The 21780-nt window shown below is 37.8% G+C and carries 15 protein-coding genes; 6 read left to right on the top strand and 9 right to left on the bottom strand.

What is annotated here, in order from left to right; all coding sequences use genetic code 11:
- Positions 1–26 precede the first annotated feature (26 nt).
- Entirely contained in the window at positions 27–1028 is a 1002-nt protein-coding gene (locus AN392_RS00270; RefSeq protein WP_055011458.1) for an AraC family transcriptional regulator, read from the bottom strand.
- An 88-nt stretch (positions 1029–1116) separates the two neighbouring features.
- On the opposite strand from AN392_RS00270, the gene AN392_RS00265 reads away from it, so the two are divergent.
- Positions 1117–2715, top strand: coding sequence for a GMC family oxidoreductase (locus tag AN392_RS00265; protein ID WP_055011457.1), 1599 nt, complete (start codon positions 1117–1119; stop codon positions 2713–2715).
- Here the strand turns inward: AN392_RS00265 and AN392_RS00260 are convergent.
- The 3 genes from AN392_RS00260 to AN392_RS00250 all read right to left on the bottom strand — a co-directional run bounded on the left by AN392_RS00260 (position 2707) and on the right by AN392_RS00250 (position 4397).
- Positions 2707–3516, bottom strand: coding sequence for a class I SAM-dependent methyltransferase (locus AN392_RS00260; RefSeq protein WP_055011456.1), 810 nt, complete (start codon positions 3514–3516; stop codon positions 2707–2709). The two genes, AN392_RS00265 and AN392_RS00260, sit on opposite strands and share 9 nt — an antisense overlap.
- Before the next feature lies 1 nt (position 3517).
- Positions 3518–3910, bottom strand: a complete 393-nt coding sequence (locus AN392_RS00255; protein WP_055011455.1) for a hypothetical protein — start codon at positions 3908–3910, stop codon at positions 3518–3520.
- A 67-nt stretch (positions 3911–3977) separates the two neighbouring features.
- Positions 3978–4397 carry a DUF3429 domain-containing protein gene (locus AN392_RS00250; RefSeq protein ID WP_055011454.1) on the bottom strand — a complete coding sequence of 140 codons (420 nt, stop codon included), beginning with the start codon at positions 4395–4397 and terminating at the stop codon, positions 3978–3980.
- A gap of 213 nt (positions 4398–4610) precedes the next feature.
- Here AN392_RS00250 and AN392_RS00245 point away from each other — a divergent pair, with 213 nt between their 5' ends.
- Both AN392_RS00245 and AN392_RS00240 read left to right on the top strand, forming a co-directional pair.
- Entirely contained in the window at positions 4611–5879 is a 1269-nt protein-coding gene (locus AN392_RS00245) for a PotD/PotF family extracellular solute-binding protein (RefSeq protein WP_055011453.1), read from the top strand.
- 9 nt (positions 5880–5888) lie between these two features.
- Complete coding sequence (locus tag AN392_RS00240) at positions 5889–8144, top strand: ATP-binding protein (protein WP_055011452.1); 2256 nt, start codon at positions 5889–5891, stop codon at positions 8142–8144.
- Positions 8145–8286: 142 nt separating this feature from the next.
- Here the strand turns inward: AN392_RS00240 and AN392_RS00235 are convergent, their stop codons facing one another.
- The gene (locus AN392_RS00235; RefSeq protein ID WP_055011451.1) at positions 8287–11805 is read right to left on the bottom strand and encodes an ATP-binding protein; all 3519 of its coding nucleotides are present in this window, start codon (positions 11803–11805) and stop codon (positions 8287–8289) included.
- A 293-nt stretch (positions 11806–12098) separates the two neighbouring features.
- On the opposite strand from AN392_RS00235, the gene AN392_RS00230 reads away from it, so the two are divergent.
- From AN392_RS00230 to ahpF, 3 genes are all read left to right on the top strand, one after another.
- Positions 12099–14201, top strand: a complete 2103-nt coding sequence (locus AN392_RS00230) for an EAL domain-containing protein (RefSeq protein WP_055011450.1) — start codon at positions 12099–12101, stop codon at positions 14199–14201.
- Positions 14202–14400: 199 nt separating this feature from the next.
- A complete protein-coding gene (gene ahpC, locus AN392_RS00225; protein ID WP_055011449.1) occupies positions 14401–14970 on the top strand; it encodes an alkyl hydroperoxide reductase subunit C in 570 nt (189 codons plus the stop codon).
- 161 nt (positions 14971–15131) lie between these two features.
- Complete coding sequence (gene ahpF / locus AN392_RS00220; RefSeq protein ID WP_055011448.1) at positions 15132–16709, top strand: alkyl hydroperoxide reductase subunit F; 1578 nt, start codon at positions 15132–15134, stop codon at positions 16707–16709.
- 93 nt (positions 16710–16802) lie between these two features.
- Here ahpF and AN392_RS00215 read toward each other — a convergent pair whose 3' ends face one another.
- The 4 genes from AN392_RS00215 to AN392_RS00200 all read right to left on the bottom strand — a co-directional run bounded on the left by AN392_RS00215 (position 16803) and on the right by AN392_RS00200 (position 21720).
- Positions 16803–16994: a DUF3185 family protein gene (locus tag AN392_RS00215; protein WP_008115648.1), complete on the bottom strand. Its 192-nt coding sequence runs from the start codon at positions 16992–16994 to the stop codon at positions 16803–16805.
- 49 nt (positions 16995–17043) lie between these two features.
- On the bottom strand, positions 17044–19068 hold the full coding sequence (locus AN392_RS00210) for an ATP-binding protein (RefSeq protein ID WP_055011447.1): 2025 nt from the start codon (positions 19066–19068) through the stop codon (positions 17044–17046).
- A gap of 205 nt (positions 19069–19273) precedes the next feature.
- Positions 19274–20125: a patatin family protein gene (locus tag AN392_RS00205; protein ID WP_055011446.1), complete on the bottom strand. Its 852-nt coding sequence runs from the start codon at positions 20123–20125 to the stop codon at positions 19274–19276.
- A 170-nt stretch (positions 20126–20295) separates the two neighbouring features.
- The gene (locus AN392_RS00200; protein ID WP_055011445.1) at positions 20296–21720 is read right to left on the bottom strand and encodes a diguanylate cyclase domain-containing protein; all 1425 of its coding nucleotides are present in this window, start codon (positions 21718–21720) and stop codon (positions 20296–20298) included.
- Positions 21721–21780 lie beyond the last annotated feature (60 nt).

Below are 21780 nucleotides of genomic sequence, written 5' to 3'. Positions count from 1 at the left end.
TTGCTGTTTTTAAACAAGGGCGCAGTTTAACAATGTTTGGCTCTAAATGCGCGGGCAGAGCAATTAAACCAACGTTTAATGCTAGTACATAACGTAGCTTGCTCCTGATAACCTAAAAGCTCTGAAATTTGAGTCACCGACAATTGGTTTTGTAATAAATAGTGCTCACATAAGGCGCGGCGAGTGGCGTCTTTGAGCTTTACAAAACTGGTATCGTGCTTTTTAAGTTCTCGGTGCAAGGTGCGAGGGTGAATATTAAGCGCAGCGGCAATAGTATTATTAGCGCTTTGAAATATCGGCAGCATAATGCGAATAAGCGCGCTTACCTGAGTGGGTAAAGATTGGCTATAAGCATTATTTTCAGCTAAAAAGTTAAGTGCTGCTTGGGTTTTATGTTGCTTAGTTATGTTAAGTGTTAAATCTAAGTCTTGTTTGGCAATTAATACACCGGCGCTATTTCTATGAGTAATAACCTTACACCCAAAATGCTGGTGGTAGGTCTGCTTATTTGCGCCTAGGGTATGAGGTAAAAATACACTTTGTGGCTTACAGCGACCATTACTCATATTTTTTAAGGTAGCAATGGCCAATGCAATGGTGAGCTCTATTACTTGGTTTATTGCTGGTAATGGCCTGAGATTTATAGCGAATGATAAAAACACGTGCTCATTATCATCAAGTGGGAGAGTGGTTAAATTAAGCGCTGGCGTATGCAAGTGTAAATATTTTATCACCCAATCTAGCGCCTCGGCTAAATTAGTGCCTGTTTGAGCGGCTATTGCAATATGGCCCAAAATATCAAAGCTTTGCAGGCTTGCTAGTTTTAAACCAAAATTTGGACAATTTAGTGTATTCGCGCAATGCTCTAATAGCTGTGCATATGCGCGGTAAGTAAGGGTCTCTTGCTCTAGTTTATTAAAGTCCACATTAATGGCGCACTGCTGCATTATGGCAGCGAAATCTCCCCCAAGTTCTGCAATTAAATGGTCTATTCCCTGTAAAGAAGTGGCTCTAATCAAACGGCTCATAAAATATACTTTTGCGTGAGGATGTCTAAAAATAACAAGTTTTTATTCGATGTTCCATGCAAACTGGTTTTTTAATTGGAGAATAAGTATGCATATCACTACATTTGATTACATTGTTGTTGGCGCAGGCAGTGCAGGCTGCGTTATTGCATCGCGATTATCTGAAAATAAAAATGTGAGTGTGTGCTTAATTGAAGCGGGCGGCAGTGATAAAGGCACAATGGTTCAAATGCCTGCAGGGGTTGCTGCTAGTGTGCCTTATGGCATTAATAGCTGGCATTACAATACGGTACCTCAAAAAGAGCTTAATAACCGCTGCGGATTTATGCCTCGTGGCAAAGTGCTTGGCGGTTCAAGTTCCATTAATGCCATGGTTTATATTCGAGGTAATAAGCACGATTATAATAGTTGGGCTGCACTGGGCAATGAGGGCTGGGACTATGAGAGTTTATTGCCTTATTTTATTAAAGCTGAAAATAATAAAACCTTTACTGAAAGTGATGTACACGGGGTTGATGGCCCTTTGCATGTGCAGGATTTAAGCCAGCCAAGCCCAGTAAATCAGCTGTTTTTAAACGCCTGCGAACAACAAGGTGTACCGCACAATGGCGATATAAACGCAGGGCAGCAAGTGGGAGCAAGGTTATCGCAAGTGACTCAATATCAAGGGGAGCGTTGTAGCGCGGCAAAAGCGTATATAACCCCCCATTTAAACCGAAAAAACCTAACTGTGCTTAGCAAAGTACACGTTAATAAAGTACTTTTTTGCGATAAAACCGCAACCGGAGTCTCTGTTTCTATAAACAATAAGGCCGTTGTATTGCATGCAAAAAAAGAGGTGGTTTTAAGCGCTGGCGCAATTAACTCACCGCAAATTTTAATGCTATCGGGAGTTGGCCCTAAAGAGCAACTAAAGCAGCATAATATTGAAATAGTAAACGAGCTTTCTGGTGTTGGAGAGAACCTTCATGACCACTTAACCGTTGTGCCATTGTATAAAGCTAAATACAGTAAAGGCACATTTGGTATAAGTGCGGGTGGGGCGTTTAATATTGCAAAAGGATGCGTTGATTGGTTTGTAAAACGTGAAGGGCAGCTTACTAGTAATTTTGCAGAATCACATGCCTTTATAAAGCTATTTTCCGATTCAAAAGTACCCGACGTACAGCTTGAATTTGTAATTGGGCTGGTGGATGACCATAGCCGTAAACTGCACCTAGGCCATGGTTATAGTATTCACTGTAGTATTATGCACCCTAAAAGCCGTGGCACGATTCGATTAGCCGATGCCAACCCCTTGAGTGCTCCACTTATTGCTCCTAATTATTTAAGCCACCCCGATGATTTAAACGTAATGTTAGCGGGGCTTAAAAAAACACTGCAGATTATGCAAAGTGAAGCATTTGATGTAATTAGAGGTAATATGATTTACCCGCTAGATATTAACAATAATGAGCAGCTTATTGAGTATATTAGGCAAACGGCCGAGACTGAATATCACCCTGTAGGCACTTGTAAAATGGGGCAAGATCCCATGGCGGTAGTGAATAGCCAACTACAAGTACATGGTGTGAAAAATTTGCGTGTGGTTGATGCCTCAATTATGCCGCATATAATTACCGGCAACACCAATGCCTGTGTGATAGCCATTGCCGAAAAAGCAGCTGACTTAATTAAGCTAGCTTGACTTATAAAACGCTGTTAACCATTGCTGCCAGTCTTGCTCTAGTTTGATCATTTGCAGGTGTTTTTTAGCAGCAAAATGCTTGCTTTTATCCTCGTCAGCTAAAAACGGCCCTACACGACATAGCGAGCAATAATTATCGGTTAAGTAAGCAGGCAAAGTTAACAAGCTAGCCAGTTCAGGTAAGGGTTTTTCACTAAAGACATAGGTAATGCCGCTGGTGTCTTTAACGTGCTTATCACGGTCAACATTACGAATTTTATAGCCACTAAAGTGACTAATATCAAATTGCATTTGCCCTTGATATTGTGCGTTTAAATGGGTATTTAAACTGCCTTCAATATTCCATTCTCGATAAGGTTTAACATCTTTTGAAGTGATGAAACATAGCCCTGCACCTTGTGTATTTAAAGCAAACTCATTGGCGTATTTTATAAATTGATGCAGTAATGCGCGGTTAAGTACGTTCATGCTGGTATGGCGTGTATTGTGTTCAAATGCATCGCGACCAACAAATGCAGGAATAAGCGGAAATTGAAAAATAACCACATCAAAACTATGTAAATGCTGGCCGAGCGTTTGCCAACATTGTGGGTTGGTTACATCAAAGCTATTAAGTACTTCTACCTTTTGCGACTTTAAAGCATCGAGCGCATTATCTGGGTATTTTTGCTCAATAGTTGATTGGTCGTCGTAAGTGGATGCCACTAACTTTTTTGGCTTAATATGACGATAAAGCGCATTTGAAAACGATAAATCGCCATCACCTACCGTAAGTATGTTCCAGTTTGGATTTAAATACATATTAGCGTGAAGATGTGTTTGGGTTTTCGGTCTCATCATTTTGCTGAGGTGCTTGATGCAACCTGTACATAGCTAAACGTGTTTTTAAACCCTCAATAGCAACCTGTTTTAAAATTAGGTTAAAGGTAATCAAAATAGCAAAAACAATGTGGATAGGACCATGGGTAAATCCTGCGTCAGGATCAAATATAGATAAGCCAAACAATACAAACAACACAACCATTAGTATTTCAATGAGTTGATTTGAATAAAAAGAAAGACGACCTTCGCTTTTATGATCTTTTTTTATGCTAATGGCACAAAAAAAAGGGATCACTTTTATTTTAAAAGCGGCGTTTTTTTCTACAAAATTCTCACCAAGGTCAGTAAGCTGTTGGCGCAATTGGTCTATCATGGGGTGTCCTCTCAATACAGTGCGCGGATGTTACCCTATTACAGACCAATGGTTAAGTAATGGCGTGTTATTTAGGGTAAATACTCATACCAATAATTAAGATATGACACACAAAAACCACAGATGTGAGCACAAAGCGCATTTTTTGGTAATCTTTGTGATAACCCTGCCAATGAATCGACACTTTCTCGAAAATCAGTACTAACCAAAAGCTCGCGCCTAACCAAGCAAGCATCCACTCAATCGGCAAAAATGATAAAAACGGTATAGGAATGACCGGCAGCACAGCTTTAATGGCATCGGCAAAGCTTTGTTGCCCTGCATGCCATAAATTACCTGCCATAAAAGCTAAAATAGCGATGCTGTAAAAACTAAAAAACTCTAAATTGACACTGTTACTGCCAAACATCAATGGCCAACCCACACAACCTAAAAACGGCAGCAAGCCCAAATAGCCTAGTTGAATGTGATTAACAAATTTTTCCATGGGTAAGCGCCTTAATCGAGTAGGTATTTCAACACTGCTAGTGTAACAAGGATAGATAGAGTTATCTTATAAAATTTATACAATGATTAAACGACCATGTTATTTATGACGATCACTCATTTTAATTAAAATAGTGTTTTTTGAAGCGCTAAGTTAGTGATTATTCGATTATTACCTATACTAATTGTGGGAATCACTAAATGGATGATTAGTATGGCTAACAATGTCACTCGACGTAAATTTTTAAGTACGCTAGCGGTCGGTGCTGCGACTTCTGCTGTCGCATTTAAAGCGCCGTATGTGTTTGCAAAAAAACCGGTTACGCTTAGAGTCATGGGAACGCATGTAACTTTACAAGAAGAGCTTAGAGTCCGCGCCATGCAAGAGCTCGGTATTAATATCGAATTTACCCCCATGGGGAGTGCGGCCGTTTTACAAAAAGCAGCCGCTGATCCCTCTTCATTTGATTTATATGAACAATGGTCTGACTCAATTAATATATTGTGGCAAGCCAATGCTATTCAGCCAATTGAAGTAAAAAGACTAAAATATTGGCAGGAAATAAACCCACTAACCAAAACCGGTAAGTTAGTTCCCACAGCAAAACTAGGCGCAGGCGATGCGCCCAACAAAATTTTATATGTTCAACAAGATGGCTCACTTGGAAGCCAGGCCACTGATAACATAAGTTTTATGCCTTATGTTCACAATGTAGATTCATTTGGCTATAACACTAATTTTATACCTAAGGGTGTGGCTTACGAGACTGAGTCATGGGGCTGGCTGCTTGAAGAGAGTAACAAAGGTCATGTTGGTTTGGTGAATGCCCCCACCATAGGCATTTTCGATGCCGCATTGGCTGCCCAAGCACAAGGGCTGATGACTTTTAATAATATTGCAAATATGAGTGTTGCAGAAATAGACAAATTGTTTGCAATTTTAATTAATAAAAAGCAAGCAGGGCATTTCTCAGGGTTTTGGACATCGGTGCCACAATCTGTTGAGTTTATGCTAAAAAAACGCGTGCATATACAAAGTATATTTTCACCGGGGGTGAGCGCATGTAGAGCCCAAGGTTTACCAGTAGTCAATGCATCTCCTAAGGAGGGGTATCGAGCCTGGCATGGGGTGATGTGTCTCTCTGCTAATACGGTAGGGCATGTAAAAGACGCCGCTTACGAATACATGAACTGGTGGTTATCGGGCTGGCCTGGTGCATTTATTTCGAAGCAGGGTTATTACATTTCTAATCCAGAACGTAGCAAAGAAATAATCACCAAGCCCGAATGGGATTATTGGTATGATGGCAAAGAAGCGACTCAACCACTAGCGGGTACCGATGGCAAAAATATAATTTTGCCTGGGCAGATTCGCGATGGCGGCAGCTATGAAAAGCGCTTTTCGAATATTGCAGTGTGGAATACAGTGATGGATAACTACGATTACAGTTTAGATAAATGGTTTGAGCTACTAAACGCATAAGGGAATTGAATGCTAAAACAGTTACTTGGTTCTTTATCTATTAAAGTATTATCGTCACTGGCTATTTTTATTTTAATACAAATAATAGTTTACATTGTTATTAATGAGCGAACCGAAAAAATAGAGCAAGCTAGTAAAAATGTATTGAACATTAACGAGCTATCAGTTGTTGTATTTGAAATTAACAAAGATATTTTAGAAATTCAGCGAAATATTTCTGTTTATGACGTGTCGGGTAGCGAGGTTATTTTTGATAAAATAAAAAGCACTCATCAAAGTATTCAAGCGCGGCTAATTGAAGCGCAGCAGCGAACCCAGCAACCTGAGATTAAAAACTCATTAAGCGCAATGCAATCATTAGTTTTAAATTATGGCAAAAGTATCGATAGTCTTAAAAAACGATATGATGAAAAGTCTAAAATTATTGAGCAACAGCTACCAAATACTTACGAATTAGCATTGACTACCTCAGCAAGTAAAGATGAGGAAGCGTTGATGTTGCACAAAGATTTGTTGTTGTTTAAGTTAAAGGATCATTGGCATCACCTGTACCGTAATTCAATCCTATTTTTAACTCAACGTGATTACGCCAAACGCAGCCAAGTTAAACAGCGTTTAGAGTTAATTAAACAATTAACCAACAGTGACGCTACAAACAAAATGATTGGCCAAAACAAGGTCGCGCAATTAAATAGTTTAACGATTAAATTCGAGTCTTTGTTTGCCCAAGCCATACAAGCTAATAGAAACTATTTAACCTTAAGTAATATTGTTATTGCCGGTGATTCGGTTGAATTTTCAGCACTTGCCAAAAAGTTACAAGGAGATGCATTGTTGTTGCTTAGTGATAGTTCACAAACCAGTCAAGAGAGCATTAATGCCGCGCAAATTGTTATTCAAGTGTCGTTATTTTTGTCTGTTACCTTGTTTATTCTTTTTGCATTATTTTTTCACTTTCATATTATTAAAGCGATTAACAGGCTCACAGTTAGTTTTAGATCATTTTTAAATGGTGATTTCTCAGCAAACATAGCTGATATTACCCGTGAAGACGAAATAGGGGTTTTAGCCCAAGCAGCAAATAAATTTAGAGTGCTAAACGAGAGCCTAGTTGAAGCAAAAAAAGCGGCAGAGGAAACATCCCGAATAAAATCTGAATTTTTAGCTAATATGAGCCATGAAATACGTACCCCTATGAATGGTATTTTAGGCATGGTGCAACTAGTGAGTAATACTGAGTTAGATGCTAAACAAAAACGCATGATTGAGGTTATTAGCTCTTCAGGTAATAGTTTATTGGTGATCCTTAATGACATTCTCGATTTAAGTAAGCTCGATGCCGATAAAATGCTACTAGAAAACAGAGAGTTTAAATTGAGTGCATTGTTGTATGAGCTGGAACAAATTTTTAAATCGCAAGCCGACCATAAAAATATAGAGTTTAAAATAGTAAAAGAAAAAGTAGATTCTGTTGATTTGGTACAAGGCGACGAAACCCGTTTAAAACAAGTGCTAATGAACTTATTGGGGAATGCATTTAAGTTTACAGAGTCTGGAACAGTAACCTTGTCTGTTGATCTAAAAGAGAAAAATAACAATGAGGTGGTGTTACTATTTAGCGTTATCGATAGTGGTATAGGTATTTCACAACACAGTATAAAAACGTTATTTGATGCTTTTACCCAAGCAGACACTTCAACAACACGTCGTTTTGGTGGTACAGGACTTGGATTAACTATTTCTAGTAAAATATTAAACTTAATGGGCAGTAATTTACAAGTAGAAAGTGAATTGGATAAGGGTTCGAGATTTTATTTTCAGCTAAGGCTTAATATTCCCATTGCAAATAAAAGCGTAAAACAACAAGCACAATTACCCGATGTAACTATTAAAGATAAAGATGTGCAGGTATTAATTGCCGAAGATAATCCGGTAAATCAAATCGTGCTAGAAAGCTTTTTAAAAGCAATGGGTATTAAACATATTACCGTGGCAGATAATGGTGAAATAGCGCTTGAGCTATGTACTAAACAACAATTTGATTTAATTATGATGGATATTCAAATGCCGGTAATGGGCGGGCTTTTGGCAACTAAATATATTAGGGAACTAGCCAATTACCACGATGTGCCCATTATTGCCGTTACTGCAAACATCACTGAAAAAGACGAGCCTGAGTACGTGGCAGCGGGTATAACTAACACTATAAACAAGCCTATAGAATTCAATAGTTTAAAAGTTATAATTGACCAGTATAGCGAGTAAGAATAAATATCCTATGTGCTTTTATATTTTTTGGTGGTATTGGTTAGCAATACACTCAAAAATTAAAAGCGCCTTTAGGCGCTTTTAACTTTAATTAGCAATACATATTTTCAGTGGTTTATTCATTATTACCCACAAAATGCTAACTACTGGGTTGTATCTCTAAGTAGCTGTTAATGGTTGATTCGAGTTTTTTGTAGCTAGTTTGAATGAGCTCTAATTTATTCTTCATACTGCCCATGGCATTTTCACTGGCCATTACTTCTAATTCATCAAATAATTTATGCAAATTAGCCGCACCTACATCACCCGATGAGCCTTTCAAGCCATGACTTAGTTTTGATATTTGCGATAAATTATTGTTATTTATTGCATCCTCAAGTTCTTCTAGTTTGACTGGTGTACTCTGAAGGTATAATTCACATACTTTTATAAGCAGATTTTCATTATTTAATAACCGGGATAACGCGTTATCTTTATCCCAATCAGGTAAACTTTGACTATCTAAAGTATCAGGAGTTGGTTTATTAAATTCGTTAAGCTGATTATTTTCCAATAGAGCTTCTTTCATAAAAGTTGAAGACAACCACTTTGTAGCCGTTGCAACTAATACCTCTGCAGAGATAGGTTTAGTGATGTAATCACTCATTCCGGCATCTAGGCATTTTTGTCTTTCACCCATCATTGCATTAGCGGTCATAGCGACTATGGGAATATTGATATTTTGAGGCGTTGCTTCACCAGCCCTTATTTTTTTTGCTGCATCATAACCATTCAATATTGGCATTTGGCAGTCCATAAATACACAGTGGTATTGATGATTATTGGCCACCGAGTTAACAAGTTTTTCTACTGCTTGTTGGCCATTTGACGCGGTATCTATCTCTAAAGATAAACATGACAATATACCCGCGGCTACTTCTATATTTATATCGTTATCATCAACGATAAGAACATGCGCCCCTTTAAAGTCAGAATTATCAGTTTTAACTGAGTCAGATTCACGGCGTTTATTAATGCTATTTTCACTTATTTTATTTTCAATGCTGCGCTCATCGGCTACTGTTTTTAAAAACTCTGAAATAAGTATTGGCTTAGAAAGTAAGCTGGCTTGCATGTGTCTAGTTTTAATTTGCGGATAACCGCGATTTGCTAATAAAATAACTTTAATTGCATGATGATTAGCAATAGATGACCACATTTCATCTAAACGTTTTAATAATGTGTCGTCTTGTTCAATAAGTATAAAGTCAGGTAAAGACACGTTTTCTATATCATCTGATAAAAGAGATTGTTGTAACTGTTCAGATGAAAAGCTGTTTCCAGAAAAAGCGGCTATTAAATTATTTATGCTGTCGGCTAGCTCGTTATTTTTAGTCACAATAGCAAAGCTTTTGTTTTTTAATCGTGGGGTAAAACTATAATGAGTTGTATCAGCATTGCTCAGTGTTAGTTTTATGTGAAAACTACTACCTAGTGACTTTTCTGACTCAAAGCTAATTTCTCCGCCTAGCAGGTTACAAAGCTGTCTGCATATAGAAAGCCCCAGCCCTGTTCCACCAAATTTAGATGCCACGCTTTTGTCTTCTTGAGAAAAGGCGGTAAATAATTTGCTCTGGTTTTCTTGTGCAATGCCTACACCGCTATCGGTAACATTTACATGAACAGTCACATTATCATTGCTTGTTTGCTCGCAATAAGCGGTGACCTTTATAAACCCAGTTTCAGTAAATTTAATCGCATTATTTACTAAGTTAGTCAGGATTTGTGAAAAACGATGGGGGTCAGTTTTAATCGTTTTACATTTTAAATTAACAACATCTAAAACAAATTCGAGACCTTTCTCCTGAGCTTTAACAGCCATACTGCCACAAACGCTTTCGATTAATTTTATTAAATTAAACTCTTTAAAGTTCAACTCAAGTTTACCTGCTTCTATTTTAGATAAATCCAAAATATCATTTATTAATACAGATAAAGCACTCACACTTACTTCGGTCATTTCTAAATAGTTTTTTTGTGTTTCACTTAATGGCTCTTTTTTTATTAAGTTTAAAGTACCCACTATGCCATTAAGTGGAGTACGCATTTCATGGCTTATATTAGAAATAAACGCGCTTTTTACTTCACTGGCTTGTTTGAGCTCTTTTGTGCGGATGGCTACTTTATTTTCAAGCTCATGATTTACTTTTATTATTTCATTCTCAATGGTGCGCTCTTTGGTTACATCTCTGGCTATTATTGCAATACCAATAAACATTCCAAATTGATCGATAATAGCTGATAAAGAGAGTGAAAAGTAGCGTTTAGTAGAGCCGTTACTGATACTAGCGTTTTGCTTAAATTGACGAGTACCATCAGTGAACTTTTCAATTATCTCGTTAAAATTTAGCTGATCTATTATTTTTAAATCATTAATTGATTTTCCAATTGCTTCTAACTCTCCAAGCTTAAACATCAGAGCTGCGGCATTATTCCAACTAGAGACAATACCGTTATTGGTAATGCCAATTACCGCATCAGATGAGCCGGTTATAATTGCCTCAGATTGTGCGCGCGCATTTGCAAGCTCTTGGCTTTTGCGAAGACTACGATTGAAAAATGCGAGAATGATAGTTAATACAACAACCAAAATAAGTAAAAAGGCGTAGAGCTTTGTTCTACGTTCCATTTCAATATTTTTAATATGCTCAACAGGCGCTAAAACGTGACTAGATAAAAAGTTTTGTTTTTCACCCAGCGCTAAAGTGATTTTTTTTCTTGCGGTGTAATAACTTGTTTGCGCATTGCTTTTTGGTTTTATAAGCGACAATGAGCTATCAGCAACGGGGTTAAAAGTGTAATTATTATTGATGCTAATATCACTGTTTAGGTCTTTACCAAAGGTGAAATCTTTATTTGGGTGTGAGAGAAAATAGCCGTTACTGTCAGTTAAAGCGAGTTGAAATGGTGTATTAATACTGTTTTTTAAAAGGGTTAATAAGTTATTAGCATTCACGTTAATTATGATAAAGCCAAATCTATTTTGATTTTCATCAAAAATTGGCATAGATAGCCTCAACATCGGGCGATAAGGAAACTCTATTTTACCGTACTCTCTATTCAACGAAATTTCAGACAGATACATTTCGCCATCAGAGAGGTTACTACTGGCCGTAAAGTACTCTTGCGCTCCTTTATTTTGGAGCCTATTTAAATCTATAACCTCTACAGCGCCCTGAACGCGATCAACCCTTACCAGTTCTTGTCCTTTTTTGTTGGTACTGATGATTCTTAGCTGCTCGTAATCTGGGTTATTTTTTAAAAACGCTGCAAATATAATTTCAAGCCTTGTTTTCCATTGAGCATAGGTGGTGTTCTCTAGTGGGTCTACACCTTTGTGATTTGATGCCCTGGCTAAACCTTTGATTGGAGGGGTTGCGTGTAAAAAACGAATATCTCGACGGTAGTTTTCGATAACCTCTTGTGTTTGTGAATTAATAGATTGGTTTTTGTCTATTATTTCTAGTTCTACAGAGCCAAGTACTGAGCGCGATAAACTTGCTTCATTAATAATAATGGCTACAACAATTAAGGTAATTATGGCGGATAAAGAAATAGGGAATAAAAGGGTGTAATTACTTACCTGACGAATTATCCTTTTTTTAAGATTTATTGGCATCCATTACTCCAATTAAAAACAAGCCATTATTTAATTATAATTAAACCTAGAGAACTATAGGTAATTTATCAAGTTTGAGCTTAATAATAAGAAAAAATAAGAAAAAAGCTTAAACTATTAAAAAGGAGTTTTGGTTTTATTGGCTTATGTTTACTGCAGATGATTATAGACATCTTGTAGCTAACACAATAAATTTAATATTGTTAGTATGTATTTTAGGTAATTAATGGACGTTTAGGTTAACTCAGCTAGACTTTAATCGCATTTGTTTAATTTTTTTATGGGACTTTATTGTGTTAACCACTATAGATCAAAGCTTTGCGCATCGAGTGCTTATTGTTGATGATGAGCCTTCTAGTTTAATGATTCTAGAGGGGGCTTTATCAGATATCGCAGAAGTTATATGCAGCGATACTGGTTTTGGTGCGATTGAAAAAGCACAGCAGTTTTTACCTGAAATTATTTTATTAGATATTGAATTACCAGATATTAGTGGGTTAGAAGTGTGTAGACGCTTAAAAAACAATCCCAAAACCAGTGGTGTAACGGTAATATTTATTACCTCTCATAATGAAAGTAAGTTTGAGCATTTGTCTTTGGAGCTGGGTGGGATTGACTACATACAAAAGCCAGTCGATCTTAAGGTGTGCCGTTTACGCGTTGGCAACCATTTAAAACTAAAAACACAAGAGCAACAATTAAAGCATTCTCAGCGGTTACTTGCTATTGAATCTGAAAGATTGCGGGTTACGCTCAACTCGATTGGCGACGCTGTTATAGCAACTGACAAAGACGAAAAAATAACGTTTATGAACCCGATTGCAGAAATGATGACCGGCTGGGTGATGCATGAAGCTGTTGGTAATTATATTTCAGAGGTTATGCAACTACGGGATGCAACCACAAAGCATAAAAGTCTTAATCCAATTTCTATTGCTTTAAAGGAGCAGCGAAGAGTAGCTATGGCGCTTAATTGCCAATTAACGAGCTTAAATGGCAGAATTCATCGGGTTGAGGATTCTGCCTCTCCTATTAGGGATGAAAAAGGTAATATTATTGGCGCGATTATAGTTTTTCATGATGTGAGCGAGTCAATTGCGATGGCCGTTAAAATGAGTCATTTAGCAAACCATGACCAATTAACCGATTTACCCAACCGAATTTTATTACATGATCGCGTTGCGCATGCCTGTCAGGTATCTGTGCGTAATGGTTTTTTTGTGGCATTAATGCTAATTGATATTGATCATTTTAAATATTTAAATGATACCGAGGGACACCATGTTGGCGACCAAATCATAAAACTGGTTGCTAAACGCCTTGAATCTATTGTTGATTTAAATACGACCTTAGCCCGAGTTGGCGGGGATGAATTTGTATTATTGCTCCCCGATATTAAATCGGCGTGTCATGTCGATGCTGTTGCATCTGATATTTTGTATGCAATGCATCAACCTTTTCGTGTCGATGGAAGAGAGTTTAATTTAACTATAAGCGTGGGAATTAGTATTAATCCAACTGATTCTGATTCTGCCGAATTAATGATGTCGCATGCTGATGCAGCAATGTATAAAGCCAAAGAGCACGGTAGAGATAGATTTTGTTATTTTTCAGATGACTTAGAACATGAGTTTCATCAACGTCAAAATATAGATAAGCTTTTGAGAAATGCACTTGAAAAAGACACGTTGGAAGTTCACTTTCAGCCCAAGCTTTGCCTAAAAAATAAATTAATTATAGGCGCTGAGGCGTTAGTAAGGTTAAGAGATGAGGAGGGCGGTTTTATATCGCCGTTACACTTTATTCCACTAGCCGAAGAGACAGGCTTAATAAATAAGTTGGGTCATAGCGTTTTAAAACAAAGCTGCAGAGCTGCTAAACGCTGGCTAGATAAAGGTCATCCAATTAAAGTTGCTGTTAATGTGGCGGCTAAACAATTTACAGATCCTAAATTTATAGAAAGCGTAGCGCAAATACTTGAGGATACTGAGCTTCCTAGTGGTTACCTTGAGTTAGAAGTGACAGAAAGCGCTTTAATGAGTGATTTTGATGAAACAAGTAGAATATTAAACGGGCTTTCAAACCTTGGTTTGAGCATAGCGATAGATGACTTTGGAACGGGCTATTCGAGTCTATCGTATTTAAAACTATTCCCTGTTGATGTATTAAAGATTGACCAGTCATTTGTTAAAGATATGGTTGATGATAAGCAAAGCCTAGATATAGTGAAAGCAATTACCCATTTAGCACACTCACTTAATTTAAAGATTGTTGGTGAAGGCATTGAAACTCAAGCACAGCTCGATACACTTATTTCGCTTGAGTGTGAAGAAGGGCAAGGATTTTTGTTTAGCAAAGCTTTACCTGAAAACGAATTTGAAAATCTCATTTTCTGATGGTGTAACTAGTATTTTTAAGTTTAAGATAGCTCACATTCAATTATTGTAACTTCTTATCTCCATCAATCTTAAAAATCGATTGTTTTAATCTAAACAATCAATTTTATTTAATTTCTCAATGGCCTTATTGTATTAATCAAGCCAACGCACAAGGCGTTAACTTTTTTAAATACACTAAACATAAATGAGGAATACTATGAACACTTCATTGATTAACACAAAATTACAACCTTTCAATGCAACAGCTTACCACAATGGTGACTTTGTAGAACTCACTGAAAAAGACGTATTAGGTAAGTGGTCTATCTTTTTCTTTTACCCTGCAGATTTTACATTTGTATGCCCAACTGAGTTAGGTGACCTTGCAGATCATTACGCACAGTTACAAGAAATGGGCGTAGAGGTTTACTCGGTATCAACAGATACACACTTTACGCACAAAGCTTGGCATGACACGTCAGACACAATCGGTAAAATCACTTACCCAATGATTGGCGACCCAACAGGACGCATTACACGTAACTTTGGTGTAATGATTGAAGATGATGGTTTAGCACTTCGCGGTACATTTGTAATGAACCCAGAGGGCGAAATCAAAGTTGTTGAAACGCATGATTTAGGTATTGGTCGTAGTGCTAAAGAACTTGTTCGTAAAGTACAAGCTGCACAATACATTGCCACTCATGACGGTGAAGTATGTCCTGCATCTTGGCAGCCAGGTGAAGACACATTAGCGCCTTCACTAGACCTAGTTGGTAAGATTTAAACTTTACCTTCACTAAATTTAGAGTAGAACATGACTCTAATACCAGTGAGCCTACATGGCTCTCTGGGCACTCTCCCACGCCATCATTCTTTTCTAAAATTCGCACATGCACTGATGGCATGGGGGTTCTGCTGTTTTATTTTTCCGTAAGGGGCTAAGCCATGTTAGACAACAACATAAAGAACCAATTAAAAAGCCATTTTGAATCGCTGACTCAGCCTGTTGAGCTGCTTATCGCCTTGGATGACAGCAAAAAGTCAACAGAAGTAGAAAGTTTAGCGAATGATTTAGCATCACTAAGCGATAAGTTTAGTGTGAGTAACAATCCAGATTCTACGGCACGCAGACCTTCAATGGTGGTGCATTCGCCACAAAAAAATACTCATATTACCTTTGCAGGGGTACCTATGGGTCATGAATTTACTAGTTTAGTACTTGCGCTATTGCACACAGGCGGACACCCAAGTAAAGCCAGCCAAGATGATATTGAGCAAATACAATCACTTGATCAAGAACTAAACTTTGAAGTGTATATCAGTTTGAGTTGCCAAACCTGTCCGCAAGTGGTTCAAGCGCTCAATACAATGGCTGCTACAAATAGCAAAATATCTGCCACTATGATTGATGGTGCTCTGTTTCAAGATGAAGTAGAGCAAAGAAATATATTGGCTGTACCCGCTGTTTACTTAAATGGTGAACCTTTTAGCCAAGGGGCAATGAGCCTAACAGATATTCTAAATAAAGTTGATAGCAAAGGTGCACAGCGCCAAGCCAAAGCATTGAATGAAAAATCAGTGTTTGATGTGCTCGTAGTTGGCGGCGGCCCTGCGGGCGCATCAGCGGCAATTTATTCAGCACGTAAAGGGTTAAATACGGGGGTAGTTGCCGATCGATTTGGTGGGCAGGTAGCTGACACATTGGCTATTGAAAACTTTATTTCAGTAAAAGCAACCGAAGGGCCAAAAATGGTGGCCCAGCTTGAAGAGCATGTTAAAGAATACGATGTTGATGTAATGCACAACCAACGCGCTACAAACCTTCAAAAAGGCAGTGATGGCTATGACATTACTTTAGAAAATGGCGCAGTATTACAAGCAAAATCACTTGTGCTAGCAACCGGTGCGCGCTGGCGTGAAATGAACGTACCTGGCGAGCAGCAATATAAAGGCCATGGGGTTGCATACTGTCCGCATTGTGATGGCCCATTGTTTAAAGGCAAACCTGTTGCTGTAATAGGTGGCGGTAATTCAGGTATTGAGGCGGCTATTGATTTAGCTAACATAGTAGAGCATGTAACGGTGCTTGAATTTGCCGATACGTTACGTGCCGACGAAGTGCTTATTCGTAAAGCTAATAGCTTAAAAAACATTACTATTATTAAAAATGCACAAACCACTGAAGTACTCGGTGATGGTAATAAAGTGACAGGCTTGAATTATTCCGATCGTGTTTCTGGAGAAAGTAAGGAGCTAGCTTTAGCCGGTATATTTGTACAAATTGGTTTGATACCAAACACCGAATGGTTAAAAGAGAGTGACCTTGAGCTTAGTCAATTTGGTGAAATACTCATTGATGCCAAAGGTGCAACGTCGTTACCAGGTATATACGGTGCGGGCGATGCGACCAATACGCCATTTAAGCAAATTATTATTGCTATGGGCGCCGGCGCAACTGCTAGCTTAGGAGCTTTTGACTATTTAATTCGCCAAACACCCGATGCAGAGCAAAACGCTGCTTAATAGTTTTAGCGTAAAGACTCTTGATAAAACAGCTCTCACCCATAGCTGTTTGTTCACCCAAGCCGCCCTCTCCAAAGGCGGCTTTTTTGTGTGCTATTTAAGTCGGGTAAGGCCTACTAAAATACAAACTGCGCCACCAATAAAGCCAAGCCATGCTTCTACTGGGGTTTCGCCATTGAATGCACGAGTAACTTGTGAAGCTGCAGAATCGTAAACATCATAACCCCACATACCAAGTGCTACGCCAATAACAATAAGTACAATACCAATGATTTTATTTGTCATAATGATCCTTTGTGTTTTTAGTGCTAGTTAATCTGGGCGACACTCGTTGTTATAATGTGGCTACGCCCAGTCTTTTTAGTGTATTTGTAATTGCTTCTTCTATCGCTGGAAGCTTAAACGGTTTGGCTATAAACATATCCATACCCGCTTGCTGACAGTTTAGTTTATCTTGTGAGGAAGCATTAGCAGTTAACGCTACAATATAGGTTTGTTGCGGGTCACAAATACCTTGTGCTTTTAGTTGCCTAGTGGCCTCGAAACCATCCATGATAGGCATGATGCAATCCATAAAAATAAGGTCAAAATGCTTTTGCTTGCATTTTAACAGGGCATCTTGGCCGTCTATAGCAAAGTCTGATTTTATATTAAACTTATCCAGTGCCGCTTCTAATACAAGCCGGTTTATTTCGTTATCATCTACCACTAAAACCGATAGCTTATTACTATGACTATTAATAGATTTAAGGCTAGGTGTTTGTGTTTGTTGTTTACCAAGCTCAATTGGGATAGTTAAGGTAAAACACGTGCCCACGTTAACCTCACTGGTTACCTCAATTTTGCCATTCATAAAACCAACGAGTTCTTTAACTATGGCTAAGCCTAACCCAGTGCCACCTTTATTGTTGTTAGCATCAACCTCTTGGGTAAAAGGCTTAAATAATGAGTTTAAATACGCCTCGCTCATACCGCGACCCGTGTCGGTTATTTTAATGGTGAGTAAAGGGTGCTTTGTATCTACTGCTAATTGCGATTCAAGAGAAACAGATCCATGCTCTGTAAATTTTAACGCGTTACTCAGTAAATTAGAGACAATCTGACTTAATCGAGAGGTGTCACAATATACCCAAACATCATTAGGAATGAGGTTAGTGGCTCGTAGTTCAATGTTTTTATTGCTAAACAATACCGAATATAAAGAAACCAAATCGGTAAATACCGTTTTAAGTAGGGAGTGGTGAGGTTCCAGTTTTAATTCACCATGATTTATTTTTGAAAAGTCGAGCACTTCATTGATAATATTCAATAAAATATCAGCACTTCGCAGGGCGACTTTAATTTTTTCCGCCCGCTTGTCATAATCGTGTTCATCAATGAGTGTTGCTAACATACCCGTGATGCCATTTAGCGGAGTGCGTAGCTCATGACTAATTTTTGCAAACAGCATACTTCTATCTTTGAGTAGCTGTTCAGCAAGCGCTTTTTTTTGTTTTAACTCTTCGCGTAACTTTACGGATTCAGTTATATCTTGAAAAGTACCAAATAACCGCACACATTGGCCGTTGTTAAACTCGGCCTCACCAAAGGTTGAAACCCAAATGTTCTGTTGCTTAGCGGTAATTATTTCCAGCTCTAAGTGCCATTTTTCCCCTTTAGATACCGCATTTTCTACCGCTTTATTAATACTATCTCGGCTTTTGCCCGCTTTATAAAATTCAATGGCTGTTTCTATATTTGGAGTATAGCTTTCTTCGGCTTGATGAATGCGTCGAGTTTGTTCACTCCAAAACAGGGTGTTATTAACAAGATCGACTTCCCATGTGCCTATATTTGCAACACTTTCAAGCTTTAGTAAAGTGTCACTATTTTTAGTGAGATTGGCTTTATCCTGATTGCGCGCCAATTCCGAGCCTAACCACTGCGCTAATAATTCAATATAATCATAGGCTTCATCGCTAAAAGGAGCGCATTCTTGAGCAGATGAAAAGTTAACAGTTCCAAATACGTCTTTGCCTATTCGTATAGGCGCACCAATGTACGCTTCTAATTGGAAATTAATATAGCATGGATGATTTGCAATACTACTTTGCGACGCATTATGAAATGCGAGTGCAGAGTTGGCCGACAAGGTATGCGTGCAATAGGTGCCGTTTAATTCAAACTCTGTACCAATAGCAAGAGAATTGTCAGGGGTGATGGCATGTAAAACAATGTAAGAATCATTTTTTACGCGGCTGATAATAGCTAAGTCGAGTTGAAAAACATCGAGCCCAAAAGCAAGTAAGTCTGCAATTTTTTGATCAAAGCTTAGCTGCTGATCTGAGACTATATTATGAAAGCATCGAAGAAAATTCACAAAAACCCTTAATTTATTTGGTGTGTAACAGAAATACTAGCAAGCACTATGCCTTAATTTAATCTATTTTTTGACAACACGACGACTAACACATCGTTCTTTATTACATTACCCCGTTGGTTTAAAAATTAATAGCTGGAGTAAGCTGTAAATTCAAAGGTTATATCAATGTATACTTCTTATAGGTTGATTTTATAGCTTATGATCATTCCTTAGCAAATCGAGAGTTATTCAAGTAGGTTTTAGCTTCACTTATGCCCATTTGATAGCCTGAATTGAGTATAGCCCGATTTTTAGTGGTGCGACCGACTTTAAACCCCATTGGAGGTGCGATAATATTTACTTTACAATCAGGTGGAGCATTATGCAAAAAATCAATACTGTCATTATAGTTTTTAGAACGCTGAATAGTGGCCTGTGCAAGTGCAGGAGTATCTTTATAGAGTTGTTTAGTTAACCACGGTACTTTGTTATCTTTTTTACGATAGCCTAAAGGTTGAGAAAGGATAACCGTTATTTCTGATGCCCCCATTTCATAAGCTTTTTTTACCGGAATAGAGTCGGCAACGCCACCATCGGTCATGGCCATGCCATTTATTTTTGGATAATCCCGATAAGCTATGGGTATAGCGCAAGAGGCTTTTAATTGCTCTACCATTTCGCTGCCTGTTGCTTGTAAATAATGAGCTTGCCCAGACTCGATTGCCGTTGCAACAATATAAAAGTCGTGAGGGGATTGAGAGAATTCGTCGGTATTTAAAGGAATTTCACGTATGGTCTCTTGCCAAAGCCAGTCCAAATCAAACAAATGGCCGCCTTTAACAAATCGGGAAAGGTTAATAAATTCAGGCCTACAGGAATAATCAGTAATCACTTTGTAGTTTCGAGTTGCTTGCTTACATAGATAAGCCGCGACGTTCGTTGCTCCAGCAGATACACCAAAATAGCTGGTAAAAGGTTGATATTGTTGTGCTAAAAACTCATCTAGCACGCCAGCTGCAAAAATACCGCGCATGGCACCACCCTCTACCACTAATGCATGTTGGCTATTGCTCATATTAACTTCCTTCCTTTGACAATACACTTATGCTACCAAGTGTGCCCTAACTGTGCGAGCAACTTTTTGCTTTGATTCGGGACTTGTTTTAATTATTAGTTAGGATAAGAAAATATCAAAGGTTGCAGGGAATAGAAGCTATAACTTGTTCTTAAAAATTAATATATACGTTATTCAAAAGAACATATTTGATTTCTGCCTGCTTTTTTAGCTTTGTATAAAGCAATGTCGGCATTTTTTATTATCGTTTGCATATTAGTATTAGCGTTTGGGTAAGTGGTAAAATACCCAAAGCTCATTGTGATATGAGGAGTAACAGAAGAAAATTCATGGGGAATATTTAATGCTTTAATTTTTTGCTGTATTAGTACAGCAAACTTTTGGCATTGTTCTTTATTAGAGGCCGGCAAAATAATTGTAAATTCTTCGCCTCCATACCGAGCCACTATATCACCTTCACGTTTACATACGCTTTTTAAAGCGCGCGCCACTTGTTTTAATGTGTCATCACCTTTTTGGTGACCATAGTTATCGTTATAACGTTTAAAGAAATCGATGTCACACATAATCAAACTAATAGGCTGATTATGTCTTGCACAACGTTTAATTTCACTGTTGAGTGTGCTATCGAAAAAGCGACGGTTTGCAATATCAGTAAGTGCATCGGTATTCGCTAATTTATTGAGTTTAGTATTTGCGTTAATTAATTGCTGTTGGGTTAACTGCAGCTTTTTTTTATAGTTAATATTCTTGAGGGCGTTATTGATGATTTCACCTACGAGCTTTATTCTAATCAAATCAATTTTGCTCCAATGGCGCTTAGTTTTTACGCAATCACAGCCGATGAAGCCTACCAGTTCTTCATCGAAACGAAGGCCTATGCATAAAACCGACTGAATGCTTTGCTCTTTAAACTCTGCTTTTTCAGCGTCAGCTTTAGTAGGTAATAGCTCAATATCATTTACTTGAAATAGATGGTTCTCATTCATCACTTCAAAAAAATAGGGGAGTTCAACCTTTGGTATGTTTTGCAGTCTGTCTTTGCAAGCAACAATACCCTTATTAACCCATTCGTGAGTATTAGTAATAGTTTCGTTGTCGGTGTTAAATTCAAATAAATAACTGCGGTCAGCCTTTAATACGGTGCCAATGGCTTTGAGGGCAAAGTTAATTTGTTGGTCTATATTATCGTTTTGTATATCAATAAGTTTGGTAGAGATTTTAGAGATAATATGATCAAAGTTGTATTGTTCTGTGAGTGTATGATTTTGCTCTAAAGTGAGCATAGATATAGAGCCATCAATTATAGAATGATCAATATTTAACAGTTGTAAAGTGGATTCAGAATCTAATAAAACGGTTGTTATATTAGAAGAAAATAACTGCTCAATACTGACAATTTCATCATTACTAAAGTCGCGCAACACAACATTGCTAAAAGCACCTTTTTTAACAGCACTTTCATCCTCTATTTTGAGTAACGTTTTGGCATGCTGATTTAATGTGTAGTTTTGGTTTTTATCATCATAAACAATTACGGCTAAATTAATAAGATTAAAAACCTGCCAAATTGTATTGTTTGAGTCATGGCTCACTGGTTTCTCCGCATTAAAATATGAAAACTACCCATATTTATGAATTAATTATTATTTTTG

It is taken from the genome of Pseudoalteromonas sp. P1-16-1b, from assembly GCF_001401785.1.
Taxonomy (GTDB): Bacteria; Pseudomonadota; Gammaproteobacteria; order Enterobacterales; family Alteromonadaceae; genus Pseudoalteromonas; species Pseudoalteromonas undina.
Note: the sequence above shows the minus strand (reverse complement) of the source record. Positions and strands in the feature narration are given on the sequence as shown.

What these genes read in the sequence shown, in the direction of transcription:
- AN392_RS00245 (WP_055011453.1), top strand. Translation starts at nt 4,611, where the DNA reads ATGGCTAACAATGTCACTCGACGTAAATTTTTAAGTACGCTAGCGGTC.
- AN392_RS00240 (WP_055011452.1), top strand. Translation starts at nt 5,889, where the DNA reads ATGCTAAAACAGTTACTTGGTTCTTTATCTATTAAAGTATTATCGTCA.
- AN392_RS00215 (WP_008115648.1), bottom strand. Translation starts at nt 16,994, where the DNA reads ATGACAAATAAAATCATTGGTATTGTACTTATTGTTATTGGCGTAGCA.
- ahpC (WP_055011449.1), top strand. Translation starts at nt 14,401, where the DNA reads ATGAACACTTCATTGATTAACACAAAATTACAACCTTTCAATGCAACA.
- ahpF (WP_055011448.1), top strand. Translation starts at nt 15,132, where the DNA reads ATGTTAGACAACAACATAAAGAACCAATTAAAAAGCCATTTTGAATCG.
- AN392_RS00265 (WP_055011457.1), top strand. Translation starts at nt 1,117, where the DNA reads ATGCATATCACTACATTTGATTACATTGTTGTTGGCGCAGGCAGTGCA.
- AN392_RS00260 (WP_055011456.1), bottom strand. Translation starts at nt 3,516, where the DNA reads ATGTATTTAAATCCAAACTGGAACATACTTACGGTAGGTGATGGCGAT.
- AN392_RS00255 (WP_055011455.1), bottom strand. Translation starts at nt 3,910, where the DNA reads ATGATAGACCAATTGCGCCAACAGCTTACTGACCTTGGTGAGAATTTT.
- AN392_RS00270 (WP_055011458.1), bottom strand. Translation starts at nt 1,028, where the DNA reads ATGAGCCGTTTGATTAGAGCCACTTCTTTACAGGGAATAGACCATTTA.
- AN392_RS00235 (WP_055011451.1), bottom strand. Translation starts at nt 11,805, where the DNA reads ATGCCAATAAATCTTAAAAAAAGGATAATTCGTCAGGTAAGTAATTAC.
- AN392_RS00250 (WP_055011454.1), bottom strand. Translation starts at nt 4,397, where the DNA reads ATGGAAAAATTTGTTAATCACATTCAACTAGGCTATTTGGGCTTGCTG.
- AN392_RS00205 (WP_055011446.1), bottom strand. Translation starts at nt 20,125, where the DNA reads ATGAGCAATAGCCAACATGCATTAGTGGTAGAGGGTGGTGCCATGCGC.